The sequence below is a fragment of the Sphingobium chungbukense genome, assembly GCF_001005725.1.
Taxonomy (GTDB): Bacteria; Pseudomonadota; Alphaproteobacteria; order Sphingomonadales; family Sphingomonadaceae; genus Sphingobium; species Sphingobium chungbukense.
Map to the genome: position 1 here is coordinate 169,672 of NZ_LBIC01000003.1, position 13,827 is coordinate 183,498.

General features: G+C 62.1%; 17 protein-coding genes. 2 read left to right on the forward strand and 15 right to left on the reverse strand.

Going from position 1 to position 13,827, the window contains the following annotated elements; all coding sequences use genetic code 11:
* Positions 1–112 precede the first annotated feature (112 nt).
* The 3 genes from ahcY to YP76_RS06745 form a co-directional block, all read right to left on the reverse strand.
* Entirely contained in the window at positions 113–1,522 is a 1,410-nt protein-coding gene (gene ahcY / locus YP76_RS06735; protein ID WP_046762841.1) for an adenosylhomocysteinase, read from the reverse strand.
* 143 nt (positions 1,523–1,665) lie between these two features.
* Positions 1,666–2,217: a hypothetical protein gene (locus YP76_RS06740; protein ID WP_046762842.1), complete on the reverse strand. Its 552-nt coding sequence runs from the start codon at positions 2,215–2,217 to the stop codon at positions 1,666–1,668.
* Positions 2,218–2,381: 164 nt separating this feature from the next.
* Entirely contained in the window at positions 2,382–2,942 is a 561-nt protein-coding gene (locus tag YP76_RS06745; protein ID WP_046762843.1) for a YqgE/AlgH family protein, read from the reverse strand.
* A 146-nt stretch (positions 2,943–3,088) separates the two neighbouring features.
* On the opposite strand from YP76_RS06745, the gene YP76_RS06750 reads away from it, so the two are divergent.
* Entirely contained in the window at positions 3,089–3,571 is a 483-nt protein-coding gene (locus tag YP76_RS06750) for a peroxiredoxin (protein WP_046762844.1), read from the forward strand.
* 72 nt (positions 3,572–3,643) lie between these two features.
* On the forward strand, positions 3,644–5,098 hold the full coding sequence (locus tag YP76_RS06755) for an AMP nucleosidase (protein WP_046763256.1): 1,455 nt from the start codon (positions 3,644–3,646) through the stop codon (positions 5,096–5,098).
* Between the two features lie 39 nt (positions 5,099–5,137).
* Here the strand turns inward: YP76_RS06755 and YP76_RS06760 are convergent, their stop codons facing one another.
* The 12 genes from YP76_RS06760 to YP76_RS06815 form a co-directional block, all read right to left on the reverse strand.
* The gene (locus YP76_RS06760) at positions 5,138–5,899 is read right to left on the reverse strand and encodes an alpha/beta fold hydrolase (protein ID WP_046762845.1); all 762 of its coding nucleotides are present in this window, start codon (positions 5,897–5,899) and stop codon (positions 5,138–5,140) included.
* Between the two features lie 119 nt (positions 5,900–6,018).
* Positions 6,019–6,690 carry a DUF2238 domain-containing protein gene (locus YP76_RS06765; protein ID WP_046762846.1) on the reverse strand — a complete coding sequence of 224 codons (672 nt, stop codon included), beginning with the start codon at positions 6,688–6,690 and terminating at the stop codon, positions 6,019–6,021.
* A 10-nt stretch (positions 6,691–6,700) separates the two neighbouring features.
* Positions 6,701–7,726 (reverse strand): aspartate-semialdehyde dehydrogenase, encoded by a 1,026-nt coding sequence (locus YP76_RS06770; RefSeq protein WP_046762847.1) that lies wholly within the window; start codon positions 7,724–7,726, stop codon positions 6,701–6,703.
* A gap of 153 nt (positions 7,727–7,879) precedes the next feature.
* A complete protein-coding gene (locus YP76_RS06775; RefSeq protein ID WP_046762848.1) occupies positions 7,880–10,102 on the reverse strand; it encodes a S9 family peptidase in 2,223 nt (740 codons plus the stop codon).
* 213 nt (positions 10,103–10,315) lie between these two features.
* Positions 10,316–11,590: a site-specific integrase gene (locus YP76_RS06780; protein WP_232307471.1), complete on the reverse strand. Its 1,275-nt coding sequence runs from the start codon at positions 11,588–11,590 to the stop codon at positions 10,316–10,318.
* A gap of 59 nt (positions 11,591–11,649) precedes the next feature.
* A complete protein-coding gene (locus YP76_RS06785) occupies positions 11,650–11,892 on the reverse strand; it encodes a hypothetical protein (RefSeq protein ID WP_157035687.1) in 243 nt (80 codons plus the stop codon).
* Entirely contained in the window at positions 11,889–12,359 is a 471-nt protein-coding gene (locus YP76_RS06790; protein ID WP_046762851.1) for a hypothetical protein, read from the reverse strand. Before YP76_RS06790 ends, YP76_RS06785 begins: the two co-directional genes overlap by 4 nt.
* Positions 12,356–12,559 (reverse strand): hypothetical protein, encoded by a 204-nt coding sequence (locus YP76_RS06795; protein WP_046762852.1) that lies wholly within the window; start codon positions 12,557–12,559, stop codon positions 12,356–12,358. The genes YP76_RS06790 and YP76_RS06795 overlap by 4 nt, the downstream gene beginning before the upstream one ends.
* A complete protein-coding gene (locus YP76_RS06800; RefSeq protein WP_046762853.1) occupies positions 12,556–13,098 on the reverse strand; it encodes a hypothetical protein in 543 nt (180 codons plus the stop codon). The genes YP76_RS06795 and YP76_RS06800 overlap by 4 nt, the downstream gene beginning before the upstream one ends.
* Positions 13,095–13,310: a hypothetical protein gene (locus tag YP76_RS06805; RefSeq protein ID WP_046762854.1), complete on the reverse strand. Its 216-nt coding sequence runs from the start codon at positions 13,308–13,310 to the stop codon at positions 13,095–13,097. Before YP76_RS06805 ends, YP76_RS06800 begins: the two co-directional genes overlap by 4 nt.
* 92 nt (positions 13,311–13,402) lie before the next feature.
* Positions 13,403–13,600 carry a hypothetical protein gene (locus tag YP76_RS06810; protein WP_046762855.1) on the reverse strand — a complete coding sequence of 66 codons (198 nt, stop codon included), beginning with the start codon at positions 13,598–13,600 and terminating at the stop codon, positions 13,403–13,405.
* Positions 13,597–13,773 carry a hypothetical protein gene (locus YP76_RS06815; RefSeq protein ID WP_157035688.1) on the reverse strand — a complete coding sequence of 59 codons (177 nt, stop codon included), beginning with the start codon at positions 13,771–13,773 and terminating at the stop codon, positions 13,597–13,599. Before YP76_RS06815 ends, YP76_RS06810 begins: the two co-directional genes overlap by 4 nt.
* Positions 13,774–13,827: the final 54 nt, after the last annotated feature.

The window sequence follows — 13,827 nt, forward strand, 5'->3', positions numbered from 1 at the left end:
GGGCCGAAGCATCGACCTGCTCCTGCGAAGGCGGGAGCAGGTGTCACTTAAGCGGCGACATTCAACACCCTAACAAAAAAGGGGAGGCCGCAGCCTCCCCTTTCCATCCGCATCAGTAGCGGTAGTGATCCGGCTTGAACGGTCCCTCCGGCGTCACGCCGATATAGGCGGCCTGTTTGGGCGTCAGCTTGGACAGCTTCACGCCCAGCTTCTCCAGGTGAAGCGCGGCGACCTTCTCGTCCAGATGCTTGGGCAGCACATAGACTTCGTTCTTGTAGGTGTCCGCCTTGGTCCACAGTTCGATCTGCGCCAGCACCTGGTTGGTGAAGGAGGAGGACATCACGAAGCTGGGATGGCCGGTCGCGCAGCCCAGATTGACGAGACGGCCCTTGGCCAGAACGATGATCTTCTTGCCGTCGGGGAACTGAACTTCGTCCACCTGCGGCTTGATCTCGGTCCAGGCCATGTTGCCCAAACCGGCAATCTCGATCTCGCTGTCGAAATGGCCGATGTTGCAGACGATCGCCATATTCTTCATCGCGCGCATGTGATCGACCGTGATGACGGCTTCGTTGCCGGTCGCGGTGACGAAGATGTCGGCGCGGGTGGCCGCTTCTTCCATCGTCACGACTTCATAGCCTTCCATCGCGGCCTGAAGCGCACAGATCGGATCGATTTCGGTCACCAGCACGCGGGCGCCGCCATTGCGCAGCGACGCGGCCGAACCCTTGCCGACGTCACCGAAGCCGGCGACGCACGCGACCTTGCCGGCCAGCATGACGTCGGTGGCGCGACGGATGGCGTCGACCAGCGATTCCTTGCAGCCGTAGAGATTGTCGAACTTCGACTTGGTGACGCTGTCGTTGACGTTGATCGCCGGGAAGGGAAGCTTGCCCTTCTTCGCCAGTTCATAGAGACGGTGGACGCCGGTCGTGGTCTCTTCCGACACGCCCTTGATCGCGGCGACGGTCTGGGTCAGATAGCCCGGACGCTCGGCCAGGAAGCGCTTGAGCGTCGCGACGAAGATTTCCTCTTCCTCATTGCCGGGCGTGAACAATTCTTCCCCGGCCTCGACCCGCGCGCCCCACAGCGCGAACATGGTGGCGTCGCCGCCATCGTCCAGGATCATGTTGCAGACCGTGTCACCCCAATCGAAGATGCGGATGACATAGTCCCAATATTCTTCCAGCGTCTCGCCCTTGACGGCGAAGACGGGGATGCCGCTCGCGGCGATGGCGGCGGCGGCGTGGTCCTGGGTCGAGAAGATGTTGCACGAGGCCCAGCGTATCTCGGCGCCCAGTTCCGCCAGCGTCTCGATCAGCACGGCGGTCTGGATCGTCATGTGCAGCGATCCGGTGATGCGCGCGCCCTTCAGCGGCTTCGACGCACCGAATTCGGCGCGCAGGGCCATCAGGCCGGGCATTTCGGTTTCGGCGATCTCGATTTCCTTGCGGCCGAAAGCGGCAAGGCCGATGTCGCGGATCACATAATCCTGCGCCTGGGTGGCGGATGCGGTGGCCACGAGCGTGTCTCCATTGGTTCTAGATGAGGCGACCGCTCGCACAGGCGAACGGCGGCGATGGGCTGGGCTTTACCAATCGCCGCCGAACAAGGCAACTCAATATAAAGTTTTCTTTATGTCCCAATCGGAGAGGACCCGATATGCTAATCGGCGGGCCCCCGCGCTGCGACCTTCACCGGCTCATTATCGACTATTCTGCCTGAATTGCTTACGTTTCCTGCGACCGCCATCACCACATCGCAGCGTGCGCCGGACAGATGCGGGCTGATCCCCGCCGCGTCGGCCAGTTCCAGCAACGCCGATCGCGTCGGCGGCAGGGCATTGGCCGCATCGGTGATCGACTGGAGATCGCGGCAGGCAAGGCCCTCCGCCCCCGCGCCATAGACATTGGCCAGCCCGGTGACATAATTGTCATAGGCGCCCAGCGCTCCCACCGGCCCCACCGCGGAACGGAAATGGTCGCGCAGTTCGTCATTCACCTGCGTCAGCGTATCGCGCTTTTCCCGAATGAAACGATTGTAGCCGGCCAGGAAATCGTTCCCCGTGGCCCGGCATCGTAGCGCCGACACCATCAGCATCATTTCGAAATCCCGGATTTGCGCCGCTTCCACTGCCGTTTGCTTCCAGCAGGTGGCGGCTGTCGCCGGCGCAAGCGGCATCGTGGCGGCGAGCGCCGCTGCGATCAGTTTCCTCATGGTTTGAACCCCCGTCCAATTGCCCAAGGATGAGGGTGCGCTCGCCCGATTGCCGGAATCTCAACGGCAAAGGTTAGCCGAATTTTACCGTAAACGGTTCAGTTACGTAAGGGAAACAAGCCGCCTCAACGGCCATGTCCCATCACAGCACGAAAGAGGGCGGGTCAAGCCGACCCGGCGCCGCTGACCAGGTGAGAGGCATCGACTCCGGCGGCGGCATAAGCCGCCGACCATTTCCGTGTCGCGGGCACATCGAACAGCAGTTCGGCGGTGCAGGCCGTTGGAAACCAGCTTTCTCCGCTCATCTCCTCGTCGAGCTGGCCCGCTCCCCACCCGGCATAGCCCAGGGCGACCAGATAGCGACTCGGTCCCCTGCCCTCCGCAATGGCCTTCAGGATTTCGAGCGAGCCGGACAGGCCCCACCCTTCGCCCACCTCGACCATGTCATGGCCGGTCCAGTCGAGCGAATGCAGTACGAAGCCGCGCCGCGGTTCGACCGGTCCGCCGCGCAACACCGGCAGGTCCGGAACGTCGCCCGGCTCGATATCGAAGCTCTCCAGCAGTTCGTGCAGGCTGACGCCGTCAATCTCGTCGCTGACGGCGATGCCCAGCGCGCCGTTTTCATCATGCACGCACATGGCGATGACGGAATGATCGAAACGCATGTCCTCCATGCCCGGCAGGGCGAGCAGGAACTGGCCGGCGTAAGAGCGCGCAGTGGTCATGGCGCGACTATACGCCCCCTGGCGTCTTTGCCAATGGCGGCCTGTCGCTTTGGCAAGGCGGTGTGCCATATTCCATGACCGCCCCCTTGACAGGAAGGCGCCCCGCGCCAACTTGCGCGGCGTCCAAAAAGGCCAGGAGACAGGAAATGACCATTTCGAAGGGTGATCGCATCCCCAGCACCACTTTCGTCAAGATGACCGAGAACGGCCCTGAAAAGGTCGCGTCGGACGAGTATTTCGCGGGCCGCACAATTGCGCTCTTCTCAGTGCCGGGCGCTTTCACGCCGACCTGCTCGGCGCGCCATCTGCCGGGCTTCGTCGACAAGGCGGCGGATATCAAGGGCAAGGGCGTGGACGAAATCGCCTGCACCGCCGTCAATGATGCCTTCGTGATGGGCGCCTGGGGCAAATCCGCCAATGCCGATGGCAAGGTCACGATGCTGGCGGACGGCAACGGCGATTTCGCCAAGGCCGTGGGCCTCACCATGGACGGCAGCGGCTTTGGCATGGGCACGCGCGGGCAACGTTTCTCGATGATCGTCAAGGACGGCGTGGTATCCGAACTCAATGTCGAGGCACCGGGCGATTTCAAGGTTTCGTCGGCCGACTATCTGCTGGAACAGATCTGATTTTGGGGGATGCGCGTCCGCTGTTGGGGCGCGCATCTTTCTTCCGTCATATAAAAGCGTTACCACATGTCGATGACAAGAAGCATCGGCAGTGCCATCGTCGCCGAACTCGACGACATCTATCGGAAATCCATCGAAAACCTGCGCGAGGCCATGCGCGCCTATGCCCGCGACGGCAGCGTCCCGCCGCCCGAGGCTGCGCGCGACAGGCGTTTCTGCTATCCCGAATTGCGGATCACCCATCATGCGGAAACCGACGCGCCTCCGCCCGGACGATCCTTCGCACGCCTGTCGAAACCCGGCCAATATGTCACCACGGTGACGCGGCCCGCCATGTTCGCGGAATATCTGGCCGAGCAGATCGACCTGCTGGTCCGTGACTATGGCGTGGAAGTCGAAACCGCGATCAGCGATCAGCAGATCCCCTTTCCCTATGTGCTGGACGGGCTGGACATCAGCGCGCTGGACGGCACGCCCCCGACCGAACTGGCACGCCACTTCCCCGCCACCGAACTGGCCGAGATCGGGGACGAAATCGCTGACGGCCTGTTCGCGCCGGATGCGGAGGGCGAACGCCCGCTCGCCCTGTTCGACGGCCTGCGCACGGATTTTTCGCTCGCCCGGCTGAAACATTATACCGGCACCCCTGCCGATCATGTGCAGCGCTATATCCTGTTCACCAACTATCACCGCTATGTGGACGAGTTCGTCTCCTGGGCCTGCGCCGAACTGCAACGGCCGGACAGCCGCTATACCGCGCTTTCCGGTGCGGGTGGGGTCTATGTGACCCCCGAAACCGCCGACCCTGCGCAGATGATCGCGGACAGCGCCTGGCGGAAGCATCAGATGCCCGCCTATCACCTGATCGCGCCGGATCGCAGCGGCATCACCCTCGTCAATATCGGTGTCGGCCCGTCCAATGCGAAGACGATCTGCGATCATCTGGCGGTGGTGCGGCCGGAGGCGTGGCTGATGATCGGCCATTGCGGCGGCCTGCGCCCCAGCCAGCGGATCGGCGACTATGTGCTGGCCCACGCCTATCTGCGCGACGATCATGTGCTGGACGAGATGCTGCCGCCGGAAATTCCGGTCCCCGCCATTGCGGAGGTTCAGGTCGCCCTCGCCAAAGCGGCGGAAGCCGTTCTTGGAGGCAGCGACCGGGAGGATTTCAAGAGGCGCCTGCGCACCGGCACGGTCGTCACGACCGACGATCGGAACTGGGAACTACGCTATTCCAGCTCGGCCCTGCGCTTCAGCCTGTCGCGCGCGGTCGGCATCGACATGGAGTCGGCCACCATCGCCGCACAGGGCTACCGCTTCCGCGTGCCCTATGGCACGCTGCTCTGCGTGTCGGACAAGCCGATCCATGGCGAACTCAAGCTGCCGGGCCAGGCGAACCGCTTCTATGAGGAAGCGATTGCGGGACATCTTCGCGTCGGTCTCACGACCTGCGAACTGCTGCGCCAGGAAGGACCCAAATTGCACAGCCGCAAGCTGCGTGCCTTCAACGAACCCCCGTTCCGGTAAGCGCTATATGCTCCTGCAAAGGCAGGAGCGAATGGTGGTTCAAGCCGTCAGGAAATCCACCATCGCCTGCCCCAGCTCCTTGCGGGTCACCGCATTCATGTGATTGCCGGGAACCTCGACATAGCGGCCATGAGGCAGCACATCGGCCAGTTCCTGCGCAACCCCATTATCGCGATCGTCCGCGCCACAAATCACGTCGACCGGCTGCTGGAATCCGGCAATGACCTCTTTCGGCGTATCGACGAAGGTATTGAGGATATGCAGCATGGCCACCGGATCGCCCTTGGTGGTCTTGAGAAAGGCCTCCGTCATCCATTCGGACGTACCGCGTTCGAAGGTGCCGAGGTTGGTCAGGACATTGCGATAATAGCCGCCATTGTCGAGCGTCTGAACCAGCCCACGCAAGCCCATGCCCGCCAGGATCACCTTTCGCGGCGCAGCGCCCCGCGCCAGCATCCGTACCGTCGTCCGCGCTCCCAGCGAATAGCCGCCGAGGTCGTAATCGGTCAGGCCAAGCTGTTCGACCAGCGCCAACCCATCCTCGGTCAGCGCGTCGGGCGGATAGGCGGCTGCGTCATGGGGCTTGCCGCTTTCGCCATGCCCGCGCAGGTCCGGCAGGATCAGTCGGAAACCCGCCTCGACCAACTTCGCGGCATGGCCGTAGCGTATCCAGTTGGTCCAGGCGTTGGAGAAATAGCCGTGGATCAGCACCAGATCACGCCCTTCTCCCGCCACATGCACCGCGATCGGTAGCCCACCCAGCCCCTTGATCTCCAGTTTTTCCAGCGGCAGGTCGGACACGGGCGATACTCCTTGGGGCTAGAGCATGTTCCGATTAGATTGAATCGGAACATGCTCTCATCTTCTTTGTTTGCCATGATTTCCGAGCCGTGAGATGTTCCATCTCACTTGAAATCACTCTAATCAGCCTCCGCCGATATGGCTTCCACCCGCCCTTGTCGAGTGGCAGCAAGCCACATCAACGCCAGCGCGCTGCCGACTTGCGCCGCCGCCATGTCCTTCTGCGGGTCCCACATGTCGCCCTGCTGGCCGTTATACCAGTCCGCCGTCTGCCCAGCCGCGACCACGCTCAACAGCCATTCGAAAATCTCGTAAAGCGCGCCCACGAAACCGACCGCCGCAAAGGCAAAGGCCAGGCTCCAGCCCATCCGCATGGCGCCGTAACGCCGCGCCGCTTCCGCGAAAGGCGCGGTCAGCAGGGCGCCGAAGGCGAAGTGCACCAACCGGTCGTAACCGTTGCGCGCAAAGCCGAACATGCCGGAAATATCGTGCCCGCTCACGGCCCGCGCCCAGCTGTCATAGGGCACATAGGAATAGATGTAGCGTCCGCCCAAAGTGTGCAGCAGCAGGAAAAGGAGGATGCACCCGACAACGCCGTTGGACAGGGGCCAACGGCGCAGCAGCCATGGCGCGGCCAAGGCCAGCAGGACGGTCGGCCCATGCTGGAGCGGCGCAAGTTCGGGATAGGGCTGATCGATGTTGGCGGCGGCGATGGCCGCGATCAGAAGAAGGATCATCCGGCGCTGCGCGACTGGAACCGCTTTCCAGACGGACGCAGCGCCGGAGATCATTTAAAAGGCCTCAGCCCTTCTTCAGATGACGGCGGCCCAGCAGTTCCGCGATCTGCACGGCGTTGAGCGCCGCACCCTTGCGCAGATTGTCGCTGACGCACCAGAGGTTCAGGCCATTGTCGATGGTCGAATCCTCGCGCACGCGGCTGACGAAGGTGGCATAGTCGCCCACGCATTCGACGGGGGTGACGTAACCGCCATCCTCGCGCTTGTCGACGAGCATCACGCCCGGCGCTTCACGCAGGATGTCCTGCGCTTCCTTGGCCGAGATTTCCTTCTCGAACTCGATGTTCAGTGCCTCGGAATGACCCACGAACACCGGCACCCGCACGCAGGTCGCCGTGACCTTCACCTTCGGATCGAGGATCTTCTTGGTCTCCGCGACCATCTTCCACTCTTCCTTGGTCGAACCATCGTCCAGGAAGACGTCGATGTGCGGGATCACGTTGAAGGCGATCTGCTTGGTGAACTTCTTGGGCTCCGCCGGATCGCCGACGAAGATGTTGCGCGACTGTTCGAACAACTCGTCCATGCCTTCCTTGCCCGCGCCGGAAACCGACTGGTAAGTGGCGACGACGACGCGCTTGATCGTCGCGGCGTCGTGCAAGGGCTTGAGCGCCACGACCATCTGCGCGGTCGAGCAGTTCGGGTTAGCGATGATGTTCTTCTTCTTGTACCCGTCGATGGCGTCCGGGTTCACTTCGGGCACGATCAGCGGCACGTCCGGGTCCATGCGGTAGAGCGACGAATTGTCGATCACCACGCAGCCGGCCGCCGCCGCCTTGGGCGCATATTCGGCCGTCGGGCCGGAGCCGGCGGCGAACAGGGCGATGTCCCAGCCGGTGAAGTCGAAATGCTCGATATTCTTGCATTTGAGCGTCTTGCCAGTGTCACCGAAATCGATTTCGGTGCCCTGCGACCGGGGCGAGGCAACCGCCGCGATCTCGTCAATAGGGAATTCGCGTTCGGCGAGAATGGTCAGCATCTCGCGGCCCACATTACCGGTGGCACCAACGACGACGACCTTATAGCCCATGACTTAACACTCCACTCCATGCACAAATGCGGAAGTGGGCGCCATAGCGGCATTGCGCGGTTTGTCCAGCGCCAAGCCATTTATTGCGCGAAAGCGCAGCTTTCCGCGCCCGGCATTGCCGCGAACGTCAATCCGCGGCAACCTGCCTGCGCGCTATTGGGCGGGCGTTTCCGGCGCGGTGCCATGCCGGGCCAGGAAATCCTCGATCGTGTGCCACAGATGCACGCTGATACCCGGCCCGCCCACGCGATGGGTCTGGCCCGGATAGACCATCATCTCGAACGGCACGGCGGCGCCCTGCATCTTCGCCATCAGCGCCGTCGAATTGTCGAACACCACATTGTCGTCGGACATGCCGTGGATCAGCAGCAGCGGGTCCTTGATCTTCACCGCCTCATCCACCGCGCCGGAGCCGGGATAGGCGCTCGGCTTTTCCTGCGGCCGGCCCAGATAACGCTCGGTATAATGGGTGTCGTACAGTTCCCATTTCGTCACCGGCGCGCCTGCCACCGCCGCCGAGAACACACCCGGCGCCTTCTCCAAAAGCTTCAGCGACATATAGCCGCCATAGGACCAGCCATAGGTCGCGATCCGCCTGGGATCGACATAGGGCTGGGCCTTGAGCCAGTTGACGCCCGCCAACTGGTCCTCCACCTCGACTGTGCCCATGGCATGGTAGATCTGGTCCTCAAACGCCTTGCCGCGATCGGGCGTACCCCGATTGTCGACGACGAAGACGATCCATCCCCTGTCCACCAGATATTGGTAGATGGGCGATCCCCATGAGTTGGTGACCTGCCGCCCCGTGCCCGGCCCGCCATAATGCAGCATGAAGACGGGATAGCGCTTTCCGGCCTCCAGTTGGGGCGTCATGATGCGGGTATAGAGCGTCGATCCGTCCGCCGCCTTGATGGTGCCGAACTTGGTCTTCGCATGGCTGGCGAGATAGGGCGCGTAAGGATGGTCGCCCACCATCGCATTCTCCGACAGCCATTGCACTTGCTTGCCCGCGCTGTCGGCCAGATAGACCTGTTTGGGCTGATCCGTATTGCTGCGCGCGACGACGATGCGGCTCGCGGCGCTGTCCATCACCGCGTCATTCCACCAGCCGGTCGAGGTCAACTGCCGGAGCGGCCCGGCCTTGGCGAGCGATGTCACATAAAGCTGCTGCTCCAGCGGCGTTTCCCTGTTGCCGGTGAAATAGACAAGGCCCTTCCCCTCATCCACGCCCACCACGTCGCGCACTTCCCAGTCGCCGCCGGTAAGCGCCGTCCATTTGCCGCCCCGCACATGATAGAGGTGGCCATGGCCGGTCCTTTCCGACCACCAGAGGAAGCTGCCGTCCTTCAAGGCATGGAAATTGTTGCTGAGGTTGATCCAGCTCTTCGCCTTTTCGGTCAGGATCACCTTGCTCACGCCGGTCGCCGGATCGACGGCCAGCAGGTCCAGCCTCTTCTGGTCCCGGCTTTCCCGCTGGACATAGAGCGTCCTGCCGTCCTTCGACCAGTCGACGCGGGCGAGATAGACATCCCCGTCCGTGCCCAGGTCGACCTTCACCTGCGCCCCGCCCTCCGGCTTCATGACATAAAGGTCGACCAGCGCATTGGGCGTACCGGCGGCCGGATAGCGCTGCTCATAGACCTTGGTGCCCTCCCCGCCGATCGCCGTACGGGTAACGATACCCACCGGGCTTTCATCGACGCGGGCGACCGCGATCAGCTTGTCGTCGGGCGACCACCAATAGCCTGTTCGCCGGTCCATTTCCTCCTGCGCGACGAACTCCGCAACGCCCCAGCTCACCGTATCGCTGGCGCCCTGCGTCAGTTGCTTTTCCGTCCCGCCCATTGACTGCACGAAGAAATTGCCGCCACGCACGAAGGACACATAGCCGCCCTTGGGACTGACCACGCCGTTCAGTTCGCCGTCGGGCGTATCGGTGAGCCGCGAGACCTTGCCGTCCAGCCCGGCCAGGTAGAGATCGCCATCGACGGGTACGAGAATGGACTTGCCGTCCGGCGCCCAGTCATAGCTGACGATGCCGGTGCTGCCCGCAACCGATCGATCCCGCTCCCGCTGCATCTTCTCCGCTTCGGAGAGTTCCGCGCCGCTGCCGGTCTTCTTCGAATCGACCAGCATCCGTTCCGCGCCGGTCGAGGTGTCGACCGCCCAGAGGTCCAGCCTCTCCTTCTCGTCCTTGCGGGGCTTGAGCAAGGTCACCAGCCTGCCGTCGGGCGAAAGCTTCAACGCGCGCGGTTGCGGCCCCGACAGGTCCGGGCTGGCAAAAACCCGTTCCAATGTAAGCTTTTCCTGTGCCTGAGCGGAAAGGCTCAAAAGCAGCGCGCCCACCGCGGCACCGCATTTCAGATATGGCGACATGATCTTCCCTTGCTGGCTCGCGGCGCATGGAAACGCCGCGTCACATGCGCCCGGAATTAGCGCGACGCAGATGAAAAGATCAATGTTGGGAAATAATATTTCTCCGCCATGATCGCCCGGATCATGGTGGGCGCGACAGGGATTGAACCTGTGACCCCACCCGTGTGAAGGGAGAAATCCGGTTCAGATACCGCGTTGAATAGAAAGACATATTCATCCCTTCTTCTTCGGCTTTGTACGCGATTTGTACGGAATAGCGCCAGCGGAAAGTGAAATCTTGGTGAGTTTTTCGGCCTCTCTCAGACCACGATAGAAGGCTTCGTGGACCTTTCCGGCGACCTCTTCGGCATGGGTGTAGGTGCGCTTCATGAGGGCGGTGTCTGCCCATCCGCCGAACTCCCCCGCCGCTTTCTCATCGATCGATTGGCGGACATTCATCTCCTGTCCAAAGCCGTGGCGACCGGCTGCATGGAACGGAATGAAGGGAATATCGGCTTCCTTGCACGCCTTGGCCCATCCCTTGCGCGGGCTGGAGCGATCAGCGAAGCCAAATAGGCGGCGATTCTCATCCGTGCGCGCTGCGCCGCGAGGGTAGAATTGGGTGAGGGCCTTCAACTCCTCGACCAGTTCAGCAGGGATTTCCAGCCAGCGGTCGTCATGCCCCTTAGCGCCGGGGACACATAGCAAGCCTTCATCCGGCTTGAAGTGCTTCTCCGGGTCCATGGCTACGGCCTGACTGATGCGGGCGCCGGTTACGAACATGGTCAGCGCCAAGGCCGCGTGGCGCTGCGGGGCGTGCTGGCGGAACCGGAGTAGCCACTCCCAACTGCCCGGCTCGCGCTTGACCCGGCTGCGTTTCCCGCGCCGCTTATCCTGCTTAATCCGGTCCTGTTTCGAGAAACCCTTGACCCTGAACGCCTCGCCCTTGTCGCCATCGCGGAAGGTGTTGATAACGGCGCGCACAGGGGTGATGACCTGACGCGTCCATGTGTCGGTCGACGCATCGGGATAGATCTTCTGCGCCAATGCCCGCACGTCTTTCGGGGCGATGGATGACAGCAGCTTCTTGCCCCACTCTTCCACGATGGGAATGAGATAGGTGGCCGTCTTGGGGTTCGCTGGATAGAGCATGACGGCCTCCGCGAATGTCAGCGTGCGGTTCGCGCCAAGCAGATGCTCATTTATGCGGCGCTCTTCTTCGTCGCGGCACCACGCCCATGCGCCCGCTGCCTCAGATGCGCCAGTGCTGCATCGGTAGTATTCTGTGATCGGCTTGCCGAGATATTCGACACGCCCCTTTGCCCACCAGAGCGACCCTCTCTTATAGGGTTCGAGCGGCATCGTTTGTCTCCGAGAATTACGTCCATCTGCGCCGGGGTGATCAACATCGCCCGCCCCAGCTTGTGATATGCGTCCAGCTTGTGGGCCTTCTCGCGCAGGGTGCGCTCCGAGATGTCCAGCCCTCGCTGCGCCAGGATCATCACCCATTCTGAGGGCGGGCGGCCACGATCGATGATTGTTGAGCCGGTCTTGTCCGTCTCTGTCACCTACCCCTCCCCATCCAGTGCTGCGTCTATCATTGCTTGCCAGACAGGTTCAGCGGTGATCGTGCAGTCTACAGCTTGCCCAGCCTCCACCATCTCAGGCGTCGGATCGCGCAGGGCTTTCAGGGCGGCGATGGCCTGATCCCGATAAGGCTGGCGGTCGAACTCAGCCCACTTATTCCAATCGTCCCGGCCTCCGCATGCATGGATCGCAAGTTTCCGTGCCATCGCCTCCACCATGCTCATGATCCGCCTCCTTCAAGTGCGGTGCGGGCGCGGCGAAGATCGCGCATCCGTGGTGTGTCGACCACATCATCCCCAGTGGCGCGCGACCAATAGGCAAACGATGTGCGTAGGCAGGCCCCGTCATCTGGGAAGTCTGCGTCATACCGATCCACAATCTCAGCAGCGCGAGCGAATGGCTCCAGCGCCTCCCTCAGCCGCTTTATCTCCTCTTCCAGCGCGGCGACGGACTGGAGGCCCCTGGCCGCCTTCTCTTCCGCGATCTTATCGCTCATTTCGTGCATGGCAGTTGTCACGGCTTCCATGGCGCAAGCCTTTCCAAAGATCAGATGGCTGTCACCAAGGCAGCCGATCACATCATCGTCCAACCTTTCGAGAAACTTCTTGCGGGTGGCGGATACGATCCGGTCTGCATATTGCTCCAGCGTTTCGTCCCCCTGCTCAACCGTCACGGGTGCTTTATCGGTCATGGGTGATCTCCGGGGAATGGGATTGATTCGACCTCAATACCGGCTCGGCGCAGAGCCATTTCGATGCGGATAATGCGGCGCTCTATGGTGATTAGGCGCATTCCTTCGGCTTCGGCAGGCGTTCGGCCGCAAGCCCCCAGCAGGCCAGAGCCGTAGGTTGGCAGGCCAACGTCGATCCATTCGCTGAGTTTCTCGCTCACTTCTCTATCTCCCCGGAGGGAGCAGAGGGGAGCGGATGGCAGATACCCGAACACAAGCCGCACTTATGATGATAGCCAAGCGGGGCCGATGGATACTGCTTGCCGCACTTGTTGCAGGCGCTCATTCCCTGACGGCTCTCCCCCGCCTCAAACTCCTGACCCCACGCCTGTAGTTCGGGGGCGCGGAGGGCAGCGATAATCTCATCAGCCTTGCGGTAGGCCTGTGCCCGGCGGGCATCATCATGCCGCTTTGGGAGTTCGCGCTTGAAAATTCCTGGGTCAATCAGCGCCGCTATCTTGTCCCGGTCTTTGGCGTATACCACGCCCGCGTCATTCTGGGGAGGGGAGGAACGGCGGTTCCAGGCGGCTGCAACTGATACACCATTGTCCGCCGTATCGATCGAAAAGAATTTCAGGCCGCATGTCGTTGGCTCGCGGTGGATGATCGCGTCAGTGTCGCCATCACTCGGCCACAAGGCATGGCGCAGCATCATTTCGCCGTTGCACATCGGGCACCGTTTCAGTTCCTCGCCGCTCATGCGCCGGTCTCCCCGAATAGATGAGAATGCGCCATCGTGACGCGCTTGATCCGCTCCAGGGCGAGCAGTTGAACAGCCTTATCGTTCGCGGCCATCGTCGCCCCTTCCATGACCCAGCGCATTAGGTCGGCTTTGCTTGTGAAAACCGGGTCTGGCGGGGCTGCGGATTGGGTCAGTTCCTCGCTCTTCGCGGTATCGGTGGGGTGGGTCATGCTGCGACTATCGCAATCAGCCCTACGACGATCGCCCCAGCAGCAAATCCCACAAAAAGCAGCGCGGTGATCAGACCTTTTAGGTCAGGCATTCAATCCTCCATCCAATCTTCGATTTCATCGGCAGCATTGTGATCGACGACCCCAGACCCGCCACACTCAACACATTCAACTGTGTGATCGTCGGGCGAAAGATCGTCATGACCGACAAAGCGCGAACGGCGGTTCGGATTGACGCCGCAAACCTCGCCGTGGCCGTTGCAGGCCGGGCATTCAACTTGGATAATCAAGCCAAGTCTCCTGGGTGATATTGTGGCGACTGGCGCAGATCGAAGATCTCTGCCTGCTGGCCTTTGAGCGCTTGTTTGGCGATGCTGACCATCGCCTGAGGCGTGTATTCCGGCAGCCCATCCGATGCTTCGGTAGCGATGTTTTGCAGCGCCTTTGCGTATCGTTCGGACAAGGTGGCACGGTAGATTAGGCATGGCCCGGGGAAGCAGGTGCCCTTGCCCCATCT